Below are 15,385 nucleotides of genomic sequence, written 5' to 3' on the forward strand. Positions count from 1 at the left end.
TCTGTCGGCAAGGTCGAAACCCGGGTGTTCGCCGCAGGCGTCATGCCTGCTCCAGCGCCGCGACCAGCGCCTTGAGGAAGCGCGCCGCCTCGCCGCCGGTGACCGCGCGGTGGTCGAAGGTCAAGGACAGCGGCAGCAGCGGATGCACCACCACCTGGCCGTCGACTGCCACCGGCTCCTCGCGGATCGCGCCGGCGCCGACGATGGCCACCTGCGGCGGCACCACCACGGGACTGGCGTAGCGGCCGAACAGCGTGCCGTAATTGGACAGGGTGAGGGTCGCGCCCATCATCTCCTGGGGCGGGATGGAGCGCGCCTGAACGTCGGCGCGCAGCCGCGCCATGCCCTCCTTGAGATCCTCCGCGCTGCGCGCGCCGACGTTGCGCAGCACCGGCACGAACAGGCCGTCCGGGGTGTCCACGGCGATGCCCAGATCGAGCTGCTCATGCTGGCGCAGCGACAGGCCCTTGCCGTCGAACCAGGCGTTGAGCAGCGGCTCGGCGGCGCAGGCGGCGGCGATCGCCATGGCCAGGCGCACCAGCGGGTCGCGGGCCTGCGCCCAGCGGTGCAGGTCGGCGTCGGCGAACAGGCTCACCGGCACCACCTCGGCATGCGCGCGGGCCATGTTGATCGCCATGCTGCGCCGCACGCCGCGCAGCTTCTCGCCGCCGAAACGCTCGCGCGCGCCTTCCGCGGCGGCCTCGACATCGGCGCGGGTGACCAGCCCGTCCGGCCCGGAGCCGCTCAGACCGGCCAGCTCGACACCGAGCCTCTGCGCCAGTTGGCGCACCGCCGGGGTCGCCCGCGGCGCTAGGTGCTCGCGGGTCGAAGGCGCGGCGCCGACGCAAAAGCTGTCGGCCTGGCCCTCGGCGCCGCCCTCCAGGCGGCCGACCACGGTGCCGGCATCGCCCTCCCCTTCATAGCCGAGCAACGGCTCGCCGACGTGCAAGAGATCGCCCACCTCGCCGAAGGTCTTGGCCACCACGCCGTCATGGGGCGCCGGGATGTCGACGATGGCCTTGGCGGTCTCCACCGAGACCAGCAGCTGGTCGGCCTTCACGCTATCTCCGGCCTTGACGTGCCACTCGACGATCTCGGCTTCCTGCAGGCCTTCGCCGAGGTCGGGCAGTTTGAAATATTTCATTGCGTTCACTCCCATTCTTCTGCATCCCCCGCATCGCCGCAGGAGCCAGCGTGCTGGCTCCTGCACGAGGAGGCGCGATTCAGGCGTAGTCCAGCACCGTCTCGCAGGCGGCGAGGATGTCCTCGACGCCCGGCAGGTAGTACTGCTCCAGGCGGTACAGCGGCGGCGGGATGTCCGGCGCGGCAACCCGCTGGATCGGCGCGTGCAGGTCGAGCAGGACGCGCTCGTAGAGGCTGGCGGCGATCTCCGCGCCGACCGCGCAGCTCTTCGGCGCCTCGTGGACGATCACGCAGCGCCCGGTCTTGCGCACCGAGGCCTCCAGGGTGTCGAGGTCCAGCGGCTTGAGGCAGGCGACGTCGATCACCTCGGCGTCGATGCCGCGCTCGGCCAGGGCGGCCGCGGCCTGCAGGCTCTCATGGACGCTGGCGCCCCAGCTGACCAGGGTCAGGTCGCGGCCCTCGCGTAGGGTGAAGCAGCTGTCCAGCGGCAGGCGCCGGCCGTCGTCGGCCAGGGGCTGCGGGTTCATCCGGTACAACCGGGTCGGCTCGAGGAAGATTACCGGGTCGGGGTCGTCGATGGCCGCCAGCAGCAGGCCGTAGGCTCGCGCCGGGGACGACGGCACCACCACGCGCAGACCGGGAACGTGCGCGAACAGCGCCTCGGTGCTCTCGCTGTGGTGCTCCGGCGCGCGGATTCCGGCGCCCATCGGCGTGCGCAGCACCAGCGGGCAGCCCAGCCGGCCGCGGGTGCGGTTACGCAGCCGGCTGGCGTGGGACACCAGATGCTCCATGGCCGCGTAGATGAAGCCCATGAACTGGATCTCGACCACCGGCTTTATGCCCTGGGCGGCCATGCCCACCGCCAGGCCAGCGAGCATGGTCTCGGCCAGCGGCGTGTCGAGCACCCGCTTGAAGCCGAAAGCCTCGCGCAGCCCGAGGGTGGCGCGGAACACCCCGCCGTTGACCCCCACGTCCTCGCCGAGCACCACCACGTTCTCGTCGTCGCGCATCGCCCGGTGCAGGGCCAGGTTGACCGCCTCCACCAGGGTGTATTTGCCGTTACTCATGATCTTCGCCTCCCCGACGGCGGGCCAGCCGTTCCTCGAGCATCTCGCGCTGCTCGGCCAGGGCCGCCGGCCAGCGGGCGTAGACGTGTTCGAGTACCGAGGGCAGGGGCTGCACGCCGGCCGCCTCGAAGCGCTCCACGGCGCGCAGCACCTCGGCCTGGCAGTCGGCGACCAGCGCCTGCTCGCGGCCTTCGTCCCATACGCCCTGGGCGGCGAGGAAGGCCTGCAGGCGTCTGACCGGCTCCTCCTCCCAGGCGTGGCGGACCTCCTCGGCGCAGCGGTAGCGGGTCGCGTCGTCGGCGGTGGTATGGTCGCCCAGCCGGTAGCTCAGGCACTCCAGCAGCACCGGCCCCTTGCCGTGGCGGGCGCGCGCCAGGGCCTGGCGCATGCGGTCGCAGACGGCGAGGATGTCGTTGCCGTCGACCTGCTCGCCGTGGATGCCGGCGCCGAGCGCCTTCTGCGCCAGGGTCGGCGCACCGCACTGGATGCGCCGCGGCACCGAGATCGCCCACTGGTTGTTGTTGACCACGAAGACCACCGGCAGCTGCCAGGCGCCGGCGACGTTCAGCGCCTCGAGGAAGTCGCCCTTGCTGGTCGCGCCGTCGCCGCAGGTGGTGACGGCGACGCGGTGCTCGCCGCGGATCTTGAACGCCGTGGCCACCCCGCAGGCATGCAGGGCCTGGGTGGCGATCGGCACGCAGATCGGGAAGTCCTGGGCGGCCAGCGGATCGACGAAGTCGCTGCCGCGCTCGTCGCCGCCCCAGTAGAGGAGGATCTCCTCCATGCGCACCCCGCGCATCAGTTGCACGGCGGTGTCGCGGTAGTAGGGCACCAGCACGTCCTCGGCCTGCATCAGGCTGCCGATGGCCACGCCGATGGCCTCCTGGCCGAGGGTCGGCGCGTAGGTGCCGATCCGGCCGGTGCGCTGCAGGGCCACCGCCTTCTGGTCGAACAGGCGGGTCAGCACCATCTGCCGGTAGAGCCGGGTCAGCAGGTTGAAGTCGTCGGCCCAGCCGGGCAGCTCGGCCAGCGGGCGGCCGTCCGGCGCCAGATAGCGGGTATAGGGAAGATCGGGTGACATTCTGGGCTCCTCAGCGCCTTGTGGGCGCATCCGAACCCGCCGCTCGTGACGGCGGCAGTGCACGAAATGCATGTCGAAACTCGCGGGGTCGCAGGTGGCGCGGCCTACCCGGCGCCTGCGCCTCCTGAACTCTAGCCGTAGATCAGCCGCTCCGCCTCCTCGTCGGCGATGCGCGCCGGCGAGCGCCCCTCGGCCTGGGCCCGCGCGTAGATGGCGCTCAGCCGCTGGCGGATGCCGCCCAGGTGGGCGCCGATGCTCTGGTCGCTCTCGCCGCGATGGCGCAGCGCCACGTAGACCAGCCCGCCGGCGTTGATGACGTAGTCCGGCGCATAAAGGATGCCGCGCCGCAGCAGGAGATCGGCGATCTCCGGGCCGGCCAGCTGATTGTTGGCCGCGCCGGCCACTGCGGCGCAACGCAGCGTGCCGACCGATTCGCCGCTGAGGATGCCGCCCAGGCCGCACGGCGCCAGGATGTCGCAGGGTTCGCGCAGCAGTGCGTCGCTGGCCACCGGACGCGCGCCCAGGTGCTCGACCGCCTGCTGCACGCGGCTCTGGTCGAGGTCGCTGACCAGCAGTTCGGCGCCGGCCGCGGCGAGCCGCTCGGCCAGCGCATAGCCGACATGGCCGAGGCCCTGCACGGCGATGCGCAGGCCCTCCAGCTCCTCGCAGCCGAGGCGCGCCCGGGCCGTGGCGCGGATGCCGGCGAACACCCCCGCGGCGGTGTGCGGCGAGGGATCGCCCTCGTCGGTGGTGCTGGTGACGTGGCGGGTCTCGCGGGCGATGCAGTCCATGTCGACGCTCGAGGTGCCGCTGTCGACGGCGGTGATGTAGCGGCCGTTGAGGGTTTCGATGAAGCGCCCGAAGGCCTGGAACAGCGCGCAGCGGTCGCCGATGTGCGGCGGGCGGATCAGCACCGCCTTGCCGCCGCCGAGCTCCAGCCCGGCCAGCGCGGCCTTGTAGCTCATGCCCTGGGCCAGGCGCGCGGCATCGCGCACGGCGCTTTCGGTGTCGGCGTAGTCGAGGAAGCGGCAGCCGCCGAGCGCGGGGCCGAGGCGGGTATTGTGGATGGCGACGATGGCTTCGAGGCCGGTGACGGGATCCCGCGCCAGATGCAATGCCTCGAGGCGGGCGGCCTTCATCAGGGCGAACATGGTGATACTCCCTGGCAGATGTTCATCCTGAGTATAGGCGCGGCCCCCGGCCTACCGCGGCCGGCGCGCTCTGGACGGATGCCCCGCAGCGGCTAAAAACAGGACAAGAGTGCAGGAGTATGTCCATGAATTCGCGTCAAGCCTGTTTTGCCTGCCTGCAACACGACCCGCCGGCCCTCTTCGAGGCGGCCTTGTGGATCGCCACCGAGCACGACCCCGCGCTGCGCCCCGAGCTGGCCCTGCGCGACCTGAACGGCCTGGTGCAGCAGGCCGCCGCCGGCCTGCCCGATCTGCCGCCGCAGGAGCTGGGCCAGCCGCTGCTGCGCCTGCTGCACGACCTGGACTTCCACGAAGAAGACCCCCTGTCCCTGCGCCCGTCCGCCCTGCTGCTGCACAAGGTGCTGCAGCAGCGCCGCGGCCATCCGCTGGCGCTGGCGCTGATCGCCCTGGAACTGGCCCGGCGCCTGGAGATCCCCCTGCACGGTGTGGATTTTCCCGGCCAGGTCCTGCTGCGCGTGGACAACGCCGACCACCTGCTCGACCCGGTCAGCGGCCGCCGCCTGTACAACCGCGACTGCCGCGAGCTGCTGCTGCGCCAGCAAGGCACGCCGGTGCAGCTCGAAGGCCGCCACCTGCAGCCCTGCGCCGCGCATTGCCTGCTGCAGCAACTGTCGCGCCAGCTGTGCCAGCTGCACCGGCAGGCGGACGACCCGCTGGCCGCCCTGAAGGATGCCGAGCGGGTCCTGCTGCTCGGCCCGCCCAGCGTCGCCGACCACCTGGCCCGCGCCGATCTCTACCAGCTGCTCGCCTGTCCCCAGGGCGAACGCTTCGACCTGCAGCGCGCCCTGCTGCTTTGCGACGACCCGGCCGAGCGCCTGCGGCTGAGCCAGCGCCTGCGCCAGGTGGAGGTGGTGGCGGCGGTGCATTGAACGTGTGGCGGTGAGGCGGCGACAGGTTCGTCGCCAGTCGGGCGGCCGGCGGATCGCGAAGAGTGCCGGCCCGAGGGAGCGGGGAGCGACCGAAGGCGTCGTGACGCGGACTTGCCCGGTCCTCCCCGCGCTGCGGATTACAGGCGGGCTTGCACCGGACGGCCGTTGAGCGGCTGCACCGGGCGGGCATTCATCGGATAGAGCTGCTTGAACGCGGCGATCTGCTCGGCGGAAACCTCCACCGGCTGCCTGAGCACGTGCCAGCGGACGCCCTCGGTGCACGGCGGCGTGGTCAGCGAACCGATGTAGTGGTAGTAGTCCTGCTCCTCCGGCAGCAGATGGGCCGGATGGAAGGCTTCGGCCAGTTCCGCCTTGCCGTGGATCTCGTCCGGCATGGCGGCGAACACCTTGTCGAGCGCCTCGTGCTTGCGTCCTTCCTTGAACAATACGGCCACCACGGCCAGCTCGCCCTCGTCGCTGCGATGCACCATGTGCGCGACCAGGGGATGGGTTTCGCCGTTCACCCGCTCCTCGCTGGGGGTATGGAAGTGGAACTGGTGCAGCCGGTAACTCTCCTCGCCCAGCCGGATATGCCCGGCGGAATCGAAATCGATCTGCACGGTATGCCCGTTGTTGGCGACCTTCGCCGGGCTCGGCGAATAGTCGAAGCCGATGGGCGGCAACTCGGCCGCGGCGACGGCGCTGTGGTGGATATCGATGGGCGACTGGGCCTGACCGTGCTTGCAGGCCGCATAGTCGCTGTGCAGGTTGCCCCACTGTTCGGCGCCGTTATGTCCTTCGTAAGTCCAATGAGGCTGGTCCTGACGGTTTTCGGAAGCGACGGCGCTGGAAATGGCCAGCGCGAGCAGAACCGGCGCGGCAATGAGTTTTTTCATAGATGACCTTGTTGTTTTATATATTGGTTTCGAATGTTCGAAGTTCGCCGGGACCACTCTCGAAAGTCGAAAGACGCGCAGCCGAATGCCTGCCGGGGCTTCTTGCGAAGCACCAACTCGCAAACTTTGGTCGACAACTTTCCGTAGTAAAACTACATGAAGCGATACCTGTCCCGACACGACCGGTAATAAAAGGAAATCCATTCCATCAGCCGGCCTTATTATAGTGGCACGATTATAGCATTGGCCCTTTTAAAGGAAACATTTAAACAACTTTTGCAACATTTAGACATACATACAAAATTATTACCAAAAACTACGCCAAAACCGTGGTGTAGACACTTCCCCTGCTTTTCCGACCATAAGCACCCCATGAAAAGATCCGCTCTGCCCCTGCTGCTCTGCCTCCTGACCCACGCCGCCTGGGCCAGCCAGCCCGCTTCCGGCACCTTCGTCGCCAACCAGAACTGCGAGGCCTACCAGTCGTTCCGCAAGAAGACCAACCCCGGCCCGACGAAGGCCGAACCCGGCCGCGAATACCGGATTCGCGAGATCGACGAGCACGATTACCAGTGGCTGCGCATTGAAATCCCCGGCGTCGCCGAACCGCTGCGCTGGGTGTCGAGGGAGTGCGGCGACGTCAAGAACCTGGAACAGGCCAAGCCGGCCGGTCGAGAACAGCGGCAGCAGTCCGCCGGCATCTGCCAGACCCCGGGCCTGCAGGACAGCTATGTATTGGCCATCACCTGGCAACCGGGCTTTTGCGAATACAAGCTGGATAAAAGCAAGAGCAAACAGAAACCCGAATGCCGGGCCCTGGACAGCGGCGCGTTGCATATCGCCAACTTCACCCTGCACGGACTCTGGCCGAACAAGAAAGAGTGCGGCAAGAATTACGGCAACTGCTCCAAGTCCGATATCCAGCTCAGCGAAGAGACACTTTCATTCATCAAACCCTGGATGCCGAACTTCCAGTTCGAAAACAGTTTCGGCAACTACGAATGGAAGAAACACGGCACCTGCCAGACGCATATGGACGACGACACTTACTTCCGTCAGGCGGTGACGGCCGTGCGCACGGTCAACGACTCGGAACTCGGTCAGTACATCCGGGCGAACATCGGCAAGAGTGTCGAGCGCAGCAAACTGCAGGAGATCCTCAAGCGCACCCACCCCGATGCGCCCAACAGCTTCAGCTTCCTGTGCAGCGACAACCGGCTGCACGAAATCCAGGTACGGCTGCCGGTGGACTTCCGCGATGGCCCGACCCTCGCCGGGCTGATCGGTCCGCAACCGCCCGGCACGCGCAGCGCCGTCCCGGGCGAATGCGCCCAGGAACGCATCCTGATCGAGCAGAGCGGCCGCTGAGCGGACGGACCAGGCCGTCGCCGGCGCTTGTTGAGCGATTTTCAAGGCAACAAGCGCAGCGGCTATGCGCATAATCGGCAGGTTTCTGTCTCGGAGCGACGGTCATGGACATTCTGCAAGCGATGCGCGCCTTCGTGCGGGTGGTGGACAGCGGCAGCTTCACCGCCGCGGCCGCCTCCCTGCAGCTTTCCAACGCCCAGGTGTCGCGGCTGGTGTCCGATCTGGAGGCCAGCCTGCAGGCGCGCCTGCTGCACCGTACCACCCGCCGCCTGGCGATGACCGAGGCCGGCGAGCGCTACCTGCAGCGCTGCCGGAGCATTCTCGCCGAGGTGCACGACGCCGCCGTCGAGGCCAGCGGCGCGCACCTGACGCCGCGCGGTCGCCTGCGCGTGCACTCGATCACCAGCCTCGGCACCCTGCAGCTGGCGCCGCTGGTCGCCCGCTACACCGTGCTCTACCCCGAGGTCACCCTGGAGCTGACCCTGTCGCAGCGCACGCCGGACCTGCTCGAGGAAGGCCACGACGTGGTCATCACCCTGTGCCGCGACCTGCCCGATTCCGAGCTGGTCGCCCAGCGCCTGGGCGATCTGCACAGCGTGGTCTGCGCCGCGCCGCAGTACCTCGAACGGCACGGCATCCCCCGGCAACCCCAGGACCTGCACGAACACCGCTGCCTGCGCCTGGTCGACCCGCTGTTCCCCGACCGCTGGGTGTTCCAGGACGGCGACAGCGAGCTGATCGTGCGCCCCGGCGACCACTTCCAGGTCAACGTCGCTGAAGCCATGGCGCAGACCGCGGCGGCCGGCATGGGCGTCTGCCTGCTGCCCAGCTTCGTCGCCGCCAAGGCCCTGCGCCAGGGCACCCTGAAGCGCCTGCTGCCGCGGTTCCGGCTGCACCAGCGCAGCATCTACGCCCTCTACCCTTCGCGCAGCTTCCTCGACGCCAAGACCCGCACCTGGATCGAACTGCTCCGCGAGGAGTTGCCCCGCGCCTTCGCCCAGGACCAGCAGATCCTCGACGACGCGGCCTACTGGGCCTGACCCGTCCGGGCCCGGCATCGGCCCCGCGGGCGGGACGCCGCCTCCCCTTCGAGATCGTGCATTTCTGCAGAGCCGCTCTGCAGATATCGCCATTGTGGCGGGCAAATTCGCACTGCTAGGCTCCAGGTATCCCTCGCAGCGCTCGGTGAGCGCCATGACAACAACAATGCCCAGCAGGCGGAGACATGCGATGACCCATTCCATCCCCACTATCAAGCTGCTGATCGACGGCCGGTTCGTCGAATCCACCACCAGCCAATGGCGCGACGTCGTCAACCCGGCGACCCAGGAGGTCCTGGCGCGGGTGCCTTTCGCCACGCCCGAGGAAATGCACGCCGCGGTGGCCAGCGCCAAGGAAGCCTTCAAGAGCTGGCGCCGGACGCCGATCGGCGCCCGCGCGCGGATCTTCCTCAAGTACCAGCAACTGATCCGCGAGCACCTCAAGGAGCTGGCGGCGATCCTCACCGCCGAGCAGGGCAAGACCCTGGCCGACGCCGAGGGCGACGTGTTCCGCGGTCTGGAGGTGGTCGAGCACGCCGCCGGCATCGGCAACCTGCAGCTCGGCGAGCTGGCCAACAACGTCGCCGCCGGCGTCGACACCTACACCCTGCTGCAGCCGTTGGGCGTGTGCGCCGGCATCACCCCCTTCAACTTCCCGGCGATGATCCCGCTGTGGATGTTCCCGATGGCCCTCGCCACCGGCAACACCTTCGTCCTCAAGCCCTCCGAGCAGGACCCGATGGTCACCATGCGCCTGGTCGAGCTGGCCCTGGAGGCCGGCGTGCCACCGGGGTGCTCAACGTGATCCACGGCGGCGCCGAGGCGGTGAACCTGCTCTGCGACCACCCGGACATCAAGGCGATTTCCTTCGTCGGCTCGACCCGCGTCGGCAGCCACGTCCACCAGCGCGCCAGCCAGGCCGGCAAGCGCGTGCAGTGCATGATGGGCGCGAAGAACCATGCCATCGTCCTGCCTGACGCCCACAAGGAGCAGACCCTCGCCAACCTGGCCGGCGCCGCCTTCGGTGCGGCCGGCCAGCGCTGCATGGCGATCTCGGTGGCGATCCTGGTCGGCGAGGCGCGGGACTGGCTGCCGGAGCTGGTGGAAAAGGCCAGGACCCTCAAGGTCGGCGCCGGCACCGAGCCGGGCACCGACGTCGGCCCGCTGATCTCCTGCGCGGCGCTGGACCGGGTCGGCGGCCTGATCGAGCGCGGCGCGGCCGAAGGCGCCCGCCTGGAGCTGGACGGCCGCCATCCGCCGGTGCCCGGCCATCCGCAGGGCAACTTCGTCGGCCCCACCGTGTTCTCCGGCGTCACCGCGGACATGAGCATCTACCGCGAGGAGATCTTCGGCCCGGTGCTCTGCGTGATGCACGCCGAGACCCTCGACGAGGCCATCGCGCTGACCAACGCCAACCCGCACGGCAACGGCACGGCCCTGTTCACCCGCTCCGGCGCCGCGGCCCGGCACTTCCAGGAGGATATCGACGTCGGCCAGGTGGGCATCAACGTGCCGATCCCGGTGCCGGTGCCGATCTTCTCCTTCACCGGCTCGCGGGCCTCCAAGCTCGGCGACCTCGGCCCGTACGGCAAGCAGGTCGTGCAGTTCTACACCCAGACCAAGACCGTCACGGCGCGCTGGTTCGACGAGAACGAGGTCGGCGGCCCGGTCAACACCACCATCACCCTCAAGTGAAACCGTGCGCGGCGGGCCGTCCGGCCCTGTCGCGCGCCGAGAAAGGAAACCATGCCATGAGTTACGAGAACCTGCTGCTGGAAAGGCACGGCAAGGTCGCGCTGATCACCCTCAACCGCCCGCAGGCCCTGAACGCCCTGTCGCCGGCGTTGACCGCCGAGCTGAGCGCCCTGCTCGATGCGCTGGAAGCCGACGACGGCGTCGCCGCGCTGGTCCTCACCGGCAGCGAGAAGGCCTTCGCCGCCGGCGCCGACATCAAGGCGATGAAGGACTGGAGCTACATGGACGTCTACACGTCCGACTTCATCACCGCCAGCTGGGAACGCCTGGCTAGCTTCCGCAAGCCGAGCATCGCCGCGGTGGCCGGCTACGCCCTGGGCGGCGGCTGCGAGCTGGCGATGATGTGCGACTTCATTATCGCCGCCGACAGCGCCAAATTCGGCCAGCCGGAAATCACCCTCGGCACCATTCCCGGCGCTGGCGGCACCCAGCGCCTGACCCGCTTCATCGGCAAGGCCAAGGCCATGGACATGGTCCTCACCGGGCGCCTGATGGACGCCCAGGAAGCCGAGCGTTGCGGCCTGGTCAGCCGCCTGGTGCCGGCCGACAAGCTGATCGAGGAAGCCCTCGCCGCCGCGACGAAGATCGCCCAGATGTCCGCGCCCATCGCCATGATGGCCAAGGAATCGGTCAACCGCGCCTTCGAGACCAGTCTTGCCGAAGGCATCCGCTTCGAGCGCCGGCTGTTCCATTCCACCTTCGCCACCGAGGACCAGAAGGAAGGCATGGCCGCCTTCGTCGAGAAGCGCAAGCCCGACTTCAAGGATCGCTGAGACTCGCCACCGCGCATAACAAGAACAACAAGAGGACATCACCATGCATATCGGCTTTCTCGGCCTCGGCAACATGGGCGCGCCGATGGCCCGCAACCTGCTCAGGGCCGACCATCGGCTGAGCGTCTTCGACCTGTCCGAGGCCGCCGTGGCCGGCCTGGTCGAGGCCGGCGCCACGGCCGCCGCCTCTCCCGCCGCCCTGGCGCAGACGGACGTCGAGCTGATCGTCAGCATGCTGCCCGCCGCCGCCCAGGTGAAGGGTGTCTATCTCGGCGCGGACGGCCTGATCGCCCGGGTCCGCCCCGGCGTGATGCTGATCGACAGCTCGACCATCGATCCGCTGAGCGCCCGGGAAGTGGCCGCCGCGGCCCGCACGCACGGCAACCCGATGCTCGATGCGCCGGTGTCCGGCGGCACCGCCGGCGCCGCGGCCGGCACCCTGACCTTCATGGTCGGCGGCAGTGCGGAGGATTTCGAGCGCGCCCGGCCGATCCTCGCCGCCATGGGCCGGAACATCGTCCACTGCGGCGCCGCCGGCAACGGCCAGGTCGCCAAGGTGGCCAACAACCTGCTGCTCGGCATCTCGATGATCGGCGTCGCCGAGGCCATGAGCCTGGGCGTCGCGCTGGGCATGGACCCCAAGGTGCTGGCCGGCATCCTCAACAGCTCCAGCGGCCGCTGCTGGAGCTCGGATACCTACAACCCCTTCCCCGGCGTGATGGACGACGTCCCCGCCGCCCGCGGCTACACCGGCGGCTTCGGCACCGACCTGATGCTCAAGGACCTCGGCCTGGCCAGCGAGGCCGCCCGCCAAGTGCGCCAGCCGGTGTTCCTCGGCGCCCTCGCCCAGCAGCTCTACCAGGCGTTCAGCGCCCGGGGCCACGGCGCCCTGGACTTCTCGGCGATCATCGACCTCTACCGCAAGGATGCCCAGGCATGAACGAAGCCCCGGTACTGGCGACGGTGCGCAACCGCGTCGGCCACCTCACCCTCAACCGTCCGAGCGGCCTGAACGCCCTCAGCCTGCCGATGGTTCGCCTCCTGCACCGGCAGTTGCAGGCCTGGGCCGACGACCCGCAGATCCTCGCCGTGCTCCTGCGCGGCAGCGGCGAGAAGGCCTTCTGCGCCGGCGGCGACATCCGCTGGCTGTACGACAGCTACCGCCAGGCCGACGGCCAGCACGAGGTCTTCTTTGTCGAGGAATACGCCCTCGACCAGTACATCCACGCCTACCCCAAGCCGGTGCTGGCGCTGCTCGACGGCTTCGTCCTCGGCGGCGGCATGGGCCTGGCCCAGGGCGCCGCGCTGCGGGTGGTCAGCGAGCGGGTACGGATGGGCATGCCCGAGGTCGGCATCGGCTACTTCCCGGACGTCGGCGGCAGCTACTTCCTGTCGCGCATGCCGGGCGAGCTGGGCACCTACCTGGGCGTCACCGGCGTGCACATCCGCAGCGCCGACGCCCTGCACGGCGGCCTGGCCGACTGCCATCTGCCCGTCGAGCAGTTCGCCGAGCTGGATCGCTGCCTGGACGGGATGCACTGGAACGTGCACCCCGCCGAGGCCCTGCGCACCCTGCTCGCCACCCTGACCTCGAACCAGTTGCCGGCCTCGGAGCTCGCCGCCCTGCAGCCGGCCATCGACACGCACTTCTGCCTGCCGGACATCGCCGCCATCCGCCTCTCGCTGCAGGCGGAGCGGCGCCCGGAGTACCGCGACTGGGCGGAAAAGACCCTCGAGCTGCTGGAGGGCCGCTCGCCGCTGGCCGTCTGCCTGACCCTGGAGCTGCTGCGCCGCGGCCGCGGGCTGTCCCTCGCCGACTGCTTCGCCCTGGAGCTGCACCTGGACCGCCAGTGGTTCGCCAGCGGCGACATCATGGAGGGCGTGCGCGCCCTGCTGGTCGACAAGGACAAGGCGCCGCGCTGGAATCCGCCCCGCCTGGCGGACGTCACGCCGGAACGGGTCCAGACTTTCTTTGCCGGCTTCCGGCCGAGCGCCGGCAAGACCCGCCGCCAGGCCTGACAGCGAGAGGTGAGCGCGATGCACGATATCGAACTGAGCGAAGAGCAACGCATGATCCGCGACCTGGCCCGGGACTTCGCCCGCCGCGAGGTCGCCCCGCGGGCCAGGGACTGGGAGAAGGCCGGCTGGATCGACGATGACCTGGTGGCGCAGATGGGCGAGCTGGGCCTGCTCGGCATGGTGGTGCCGGAGCAATGGGGCGGCAGCTACGTCGACTACGTCGCCTACGCCCTGGCGGTCGAGGAGATCTCCGCCGGCGACGGCGCCCTCGGCACGCTGATGAGCGTCCACAACTCGGTCGGCTGCGGTCCCCTCCTGCACTACGGCAGCCAGGCGCAGCAGGACGCCTGGCTGGCCGAATTGGCCACCGGCCGCGCCATCGGCTGCTTCTGCCTGACCGAGCCGCAGGCCGGTTCGGAGGCGCACAACCTGCGCACCCGCGCCGAACTCAGGGACGGCCGTTGGGTGCTCGACGGCGCCAAGCAGTTCGTCAGCAACGCCAGCCGCGCCCGGCTGGCCATCGTCTTCGCGGTGACCGACCCGACACTCGGCAAGAAGGGCCTGTCGGCCTTCCTGGTGCCCACCGACACCCCCGGCTTCGTCGTCGAGCGCCGCGAGCACAAGATGGGTATCCGCGCCTCCGACACCTGCGCGGTGAGCCTCTCCGGCTGCAGCATCCCCGCCGAGAACCTGCTCGGCGAGCGCGGCAAGGGGTTGGCCATCGCCCTCTCCAATCTGGAGGGCGGGCGCATCGGCATCGCCGCCCAGGCACTCGGCATCGCCCGCGCGGCGTTCGAGGCGGCGCTGGCCTATGCCCGCGAACGCGTGCAGTTCGGCAAGCCGATCGCCGAGCACCAGAGCATCGCCAACCTGCTGGCCGACATGCACACCCAGCTCAACGCCGCGCGCCTGTTGACCCTACACGCCGCGCGCCTGAAGAGCGCCGGCCTGCCCTGCCTGTCGGAGGCCTCGCAGGCCAAGCTGTACGCCTCGGAAATGGCCGAGCGGGTCTGCTCCAAGGCCATCCAGATCCACGGCGGCTACGGCTACCTGGAGGACTATCCGGTGGAGCGCTACTACCGCGACGCGCGGATCACCCAGATCTACGAGGGCACCAGCGAGATCCAGCGCCTGTTGATCGCCCGCGAGCTGGCCGACTACCCGCTGTGAACTTCGGCGGCGGGCCCGCAACGGGCCTGCCGCTCAGCGTCCCAGCATCAGGTCCTGATGCTGGCGGGCCATCTCGCGCAGGAAATCCCAGGTCACGCGCATCCGCGCCAGGTCCTTGCTCTCCACCGGCATCAGCATCCAGAAGGTGCGGGTGAATTCCACCTGGTCGGCGAGCACCTCGACCAGCGCGGGATCCCTGCGCGCCGCGAAGCTGGGCAGAATGGCGATGCCGGCGCCGGCGCCGGCGGCCTTCTGCTGGGCGAGGATGCTGGTGCTGCGCAGGGCGACCTGCCGCGGCCGGCCGATGTCGTCCAGGTAGTGCAGCTCCTTGCTGTAGAGCAGGTCCTCGATGTAGCTGACGAAGCTGTGCTGGCGGAGGTCGTCGCGGCTGCGGATCGGCGGATGCGCGGCCAGATAGTCCGCCGAGGCGTAGAGGCGCAGCACGTAGTCGGTCAGCTTGGTGATGATGTAGGGGCCGCGCTCGGGGCGTTCCAGGGTGATGACGATGTCCGCCTCGTGGCGCGACAGGTGCACCATGCGCGGCACCGCCAGCAGGTCGACGCCGAGGTGGGGATAGCGCCGGGTCAGGGCCGCCAGCTGGCCGGCGAGCAGCTCGACGCCGTAGCCCTCGGTCGCGCCGATGCGTACCAGCCCCGACAGGTGGTCGGCCGCGCCCGAATCCTCCTGCTCGATGGCGCGAAAGGCGCTTTCCATGGCCTCCACCTGGACCAGTAGGCGGCGCCCCGCCTCGGTCGGCCCGTAGCCCGAGCCGTCGCGGATGAACAGCGGCTGCCCCAGATTCTTCTCCAGCGCCTGCACCCGCCGCGCCACCGTGGTGTGGTCGACGCCGAGCCGGCGGGCCGCCACCGTCAGTTTTTTCGCCCGTGCCAGTTCGAGAAAGAAGCGCAGATTGTCCCAGTCCATGTCCTTGTCTCGGGAGAGATCACGGCCCCGATCATGCAGTGCCTGCGCACCTTTGCACAGCCCGGAGCC

Annotated in this window: 13 protein-coding genes and 1 pseudogene; 8 read left to right on the top strand and 6 right to left on the bottom strand. The window is 69.4% G+C overall.

Annotated features, from left to right (window positions below):
- Positions 1-40 precede the first annotated feature (40 nt).
- From Atro_RS09050 to Atro_RS09065, 4 genes are all read right to left on the bottom strand, one after another.
- The gene (locus tag Atro_RS09050) at positions 41-1,144 is read right to left on the bottom strand and encodes a dihydrolipoamide acetyltransferase family protein (RefSeq protein ID WP_497927307.1); all 1,104 of its coding nucleotides are present in this window, start codon (positions 1,142-1,144) and stop codon (positions 41-43) included.
- Positions 1,145-1,223: 79 nt separating this feature from the next.
- Entirely contained in the window at positions 1,224-2,210 is a 987-nt protein-coding gene (locus Atro_RS09055; RefSeq protein ID WP_497927308.1) for an alpha-ketoacid dehydrogenase subunit beta, read from the bottom strand.
- Complete coding sequence (gene pdhA, locus Atro_RS09060; protein WP_497927309.1) at positions 2,203-3,291, bottom strand: pyruvate dehydrogenase (acetyl-transferring) E1 component subunit alpha; 1,089 nt, start codon at positions 3,289-3,291, stop codon at positions 2,203-2,205. The genes Atro_RS09055 and pdhA overlap by 8 nt, the downstream gene beginning before the upstream one ends.
- A 131-nt stretch (positions 3,292-3,422) precedes the next feature.
- Positions 3,423-4,442, bottom strand: a complete 1,020-nt coding sequence (locus tag Atro_RS09065) for a Leu/Phe/Val dehydrogenase (protein WP_497927310.1) — start codon at positions 4,440-4,442, stop codon at positions 3,423-3,425.
- A 125-nt stretch (positions 4,443-4,567) separates the two neighbouring features.
- On the opposite strand from Atro_RS09065, the gene Atro_RS09070 reads away from it, so the two are divergent.
- Positions 4,568-5,371 (top strand): transglutaminase family protein, encoded by an 804-nt coding sequence (locus tag Atro_RS09070; RefSeq protein WP_497927311.1) that lies wholly within the window; start codon positions 4,568-4,570, stop codon positions 5,369-5,371.
- Positions 5,372-5,508: 137 nt separating this feature from the next.
- Here the strand turns inward: Atro_RS09070 and Atro_RS09075 are convergent, their stop codons facing one another.
- Complete coding sequence (locus Atro_RS09075; RefSeq protein ID WP_497927312.1) at positions 5,509-6,267, bottom strand: carbonic anhydrase; 759 nt, start codon at positions 6,265-6,267, stop codon at positions 5,509-5,511.
- A 372-nt stretch (positions 6,268-6,639) separates the two neighbouring features.
- Between Atro_RS09075 and Atro_RS09080 the strand changes: the two genes are divergently transcribed.
- The 7 genes and pseudogenes from Atro_RS09080 to Atro_RS09110 all read left to right on the top strand — a co-directional run bounded on the left by Atro_RS09080 (position 6,640) and on the right by Atro_RS09110 (position 14,392).
- Entirely contained in the window at positions 6,640-7,635 is a 996-nt protein-coding gene (locus Atro_RS09080) for a ribonuclease T2 (protein ID WP_497927313.1), read from the top strand.
- A 104-nt stretch (positions 7,636-7,739) separates the two neighbouring features.
- A complete protein-coding gene (locus Atro_RS09085; RefSeq protein WP_497927314.1) occupies positions 7,740-8,675 on the top strand; it encodes a LysR family transcriptional regulator in 936 nt (311 codons plus the stop codon).
- A gap of 190 nt (positions 8,676-8,865) precedes the next feature.
- A pseudogene (locus Atro_RS09090) lies at positions 8,866-10,370 on the top strand (CoA-acylating methylmalonate-semialdehyde dehydrogenase).
- Positions 10,371-10,426: 56 nt separating this feature from the next.
- Positions 10,427-11,203, top strand: a complete 777-nt coding sequence (locus Atro_RS09095; protein ID WP_497927315.1) for an enoyl-CoA hydratase — start codon at positions 10,427-10,429, stop codon at positions 11,201-11,203.
- A 43-nt stretch (positions 11,204-11,246) separates the two neighbouring features.
- Positions 11,247-12,143 carry a 3-hydroxyisobutyrate dehydrogenase gene (gene mmsB / locus Atro_RS09100; RefSeq protein ID WP_497927316.1) on the top strand — a complete coding sequence of 299 codons (897 nt, stop codon included), beginning with the start codon at positions 11,247-11,249 and terminating at the stop codon, positions 12,141-12,143.
- On the top strand, positions 12,140-13,222 hold the full coding sequence (locus Atro_RS09105; protein ID WP_497927317.1) for an enoyl-CoA hydratase/isomerase family protein: 1,083 nt from the start codon (positions 12,140-12,142) through the stop codon (positions 13,220-13,222). Before mmsB ends, Atro_RS09105 begins: the two co-directional genes overlap by 4 nt.
- An 18-nt stretch (positions 13,223-13,240) precedes the next feature.
- Positions 13,241-14,392 (top strand): acyl-CoA dehydrogenase family protein, encoded by a 1,152-nt coding sequence (locus Atro_RS09110; protein WP_497927318.1) that lies wholly within the window; start codon positions 13,241-13,243, stop codon positions 14,390-14,392.
- A 33-nt stretch (positions 14,393-14,425) separates the two neighbouring features.
- On the opposite strand, the gene Atro_RS09115 is transcribed toward Atro_RS09110, so the two are convergent.
- Positions 14,426-15,316: a LysR family transcriptional regulator gene (locus Atro_RS09115; RefSeq protein WP_497927319.1), complete on the bottom strand. Its 891-nt coding sequence runs from the start codon at positions 15,314-15,316 to the stop codon at positions 14,426-14,428.
- Positions 15,317-15,385: the final 69 nt, after the last annotated feature.

Source organism: Azotobacter tropicalis (assembly GCF_059739045.1).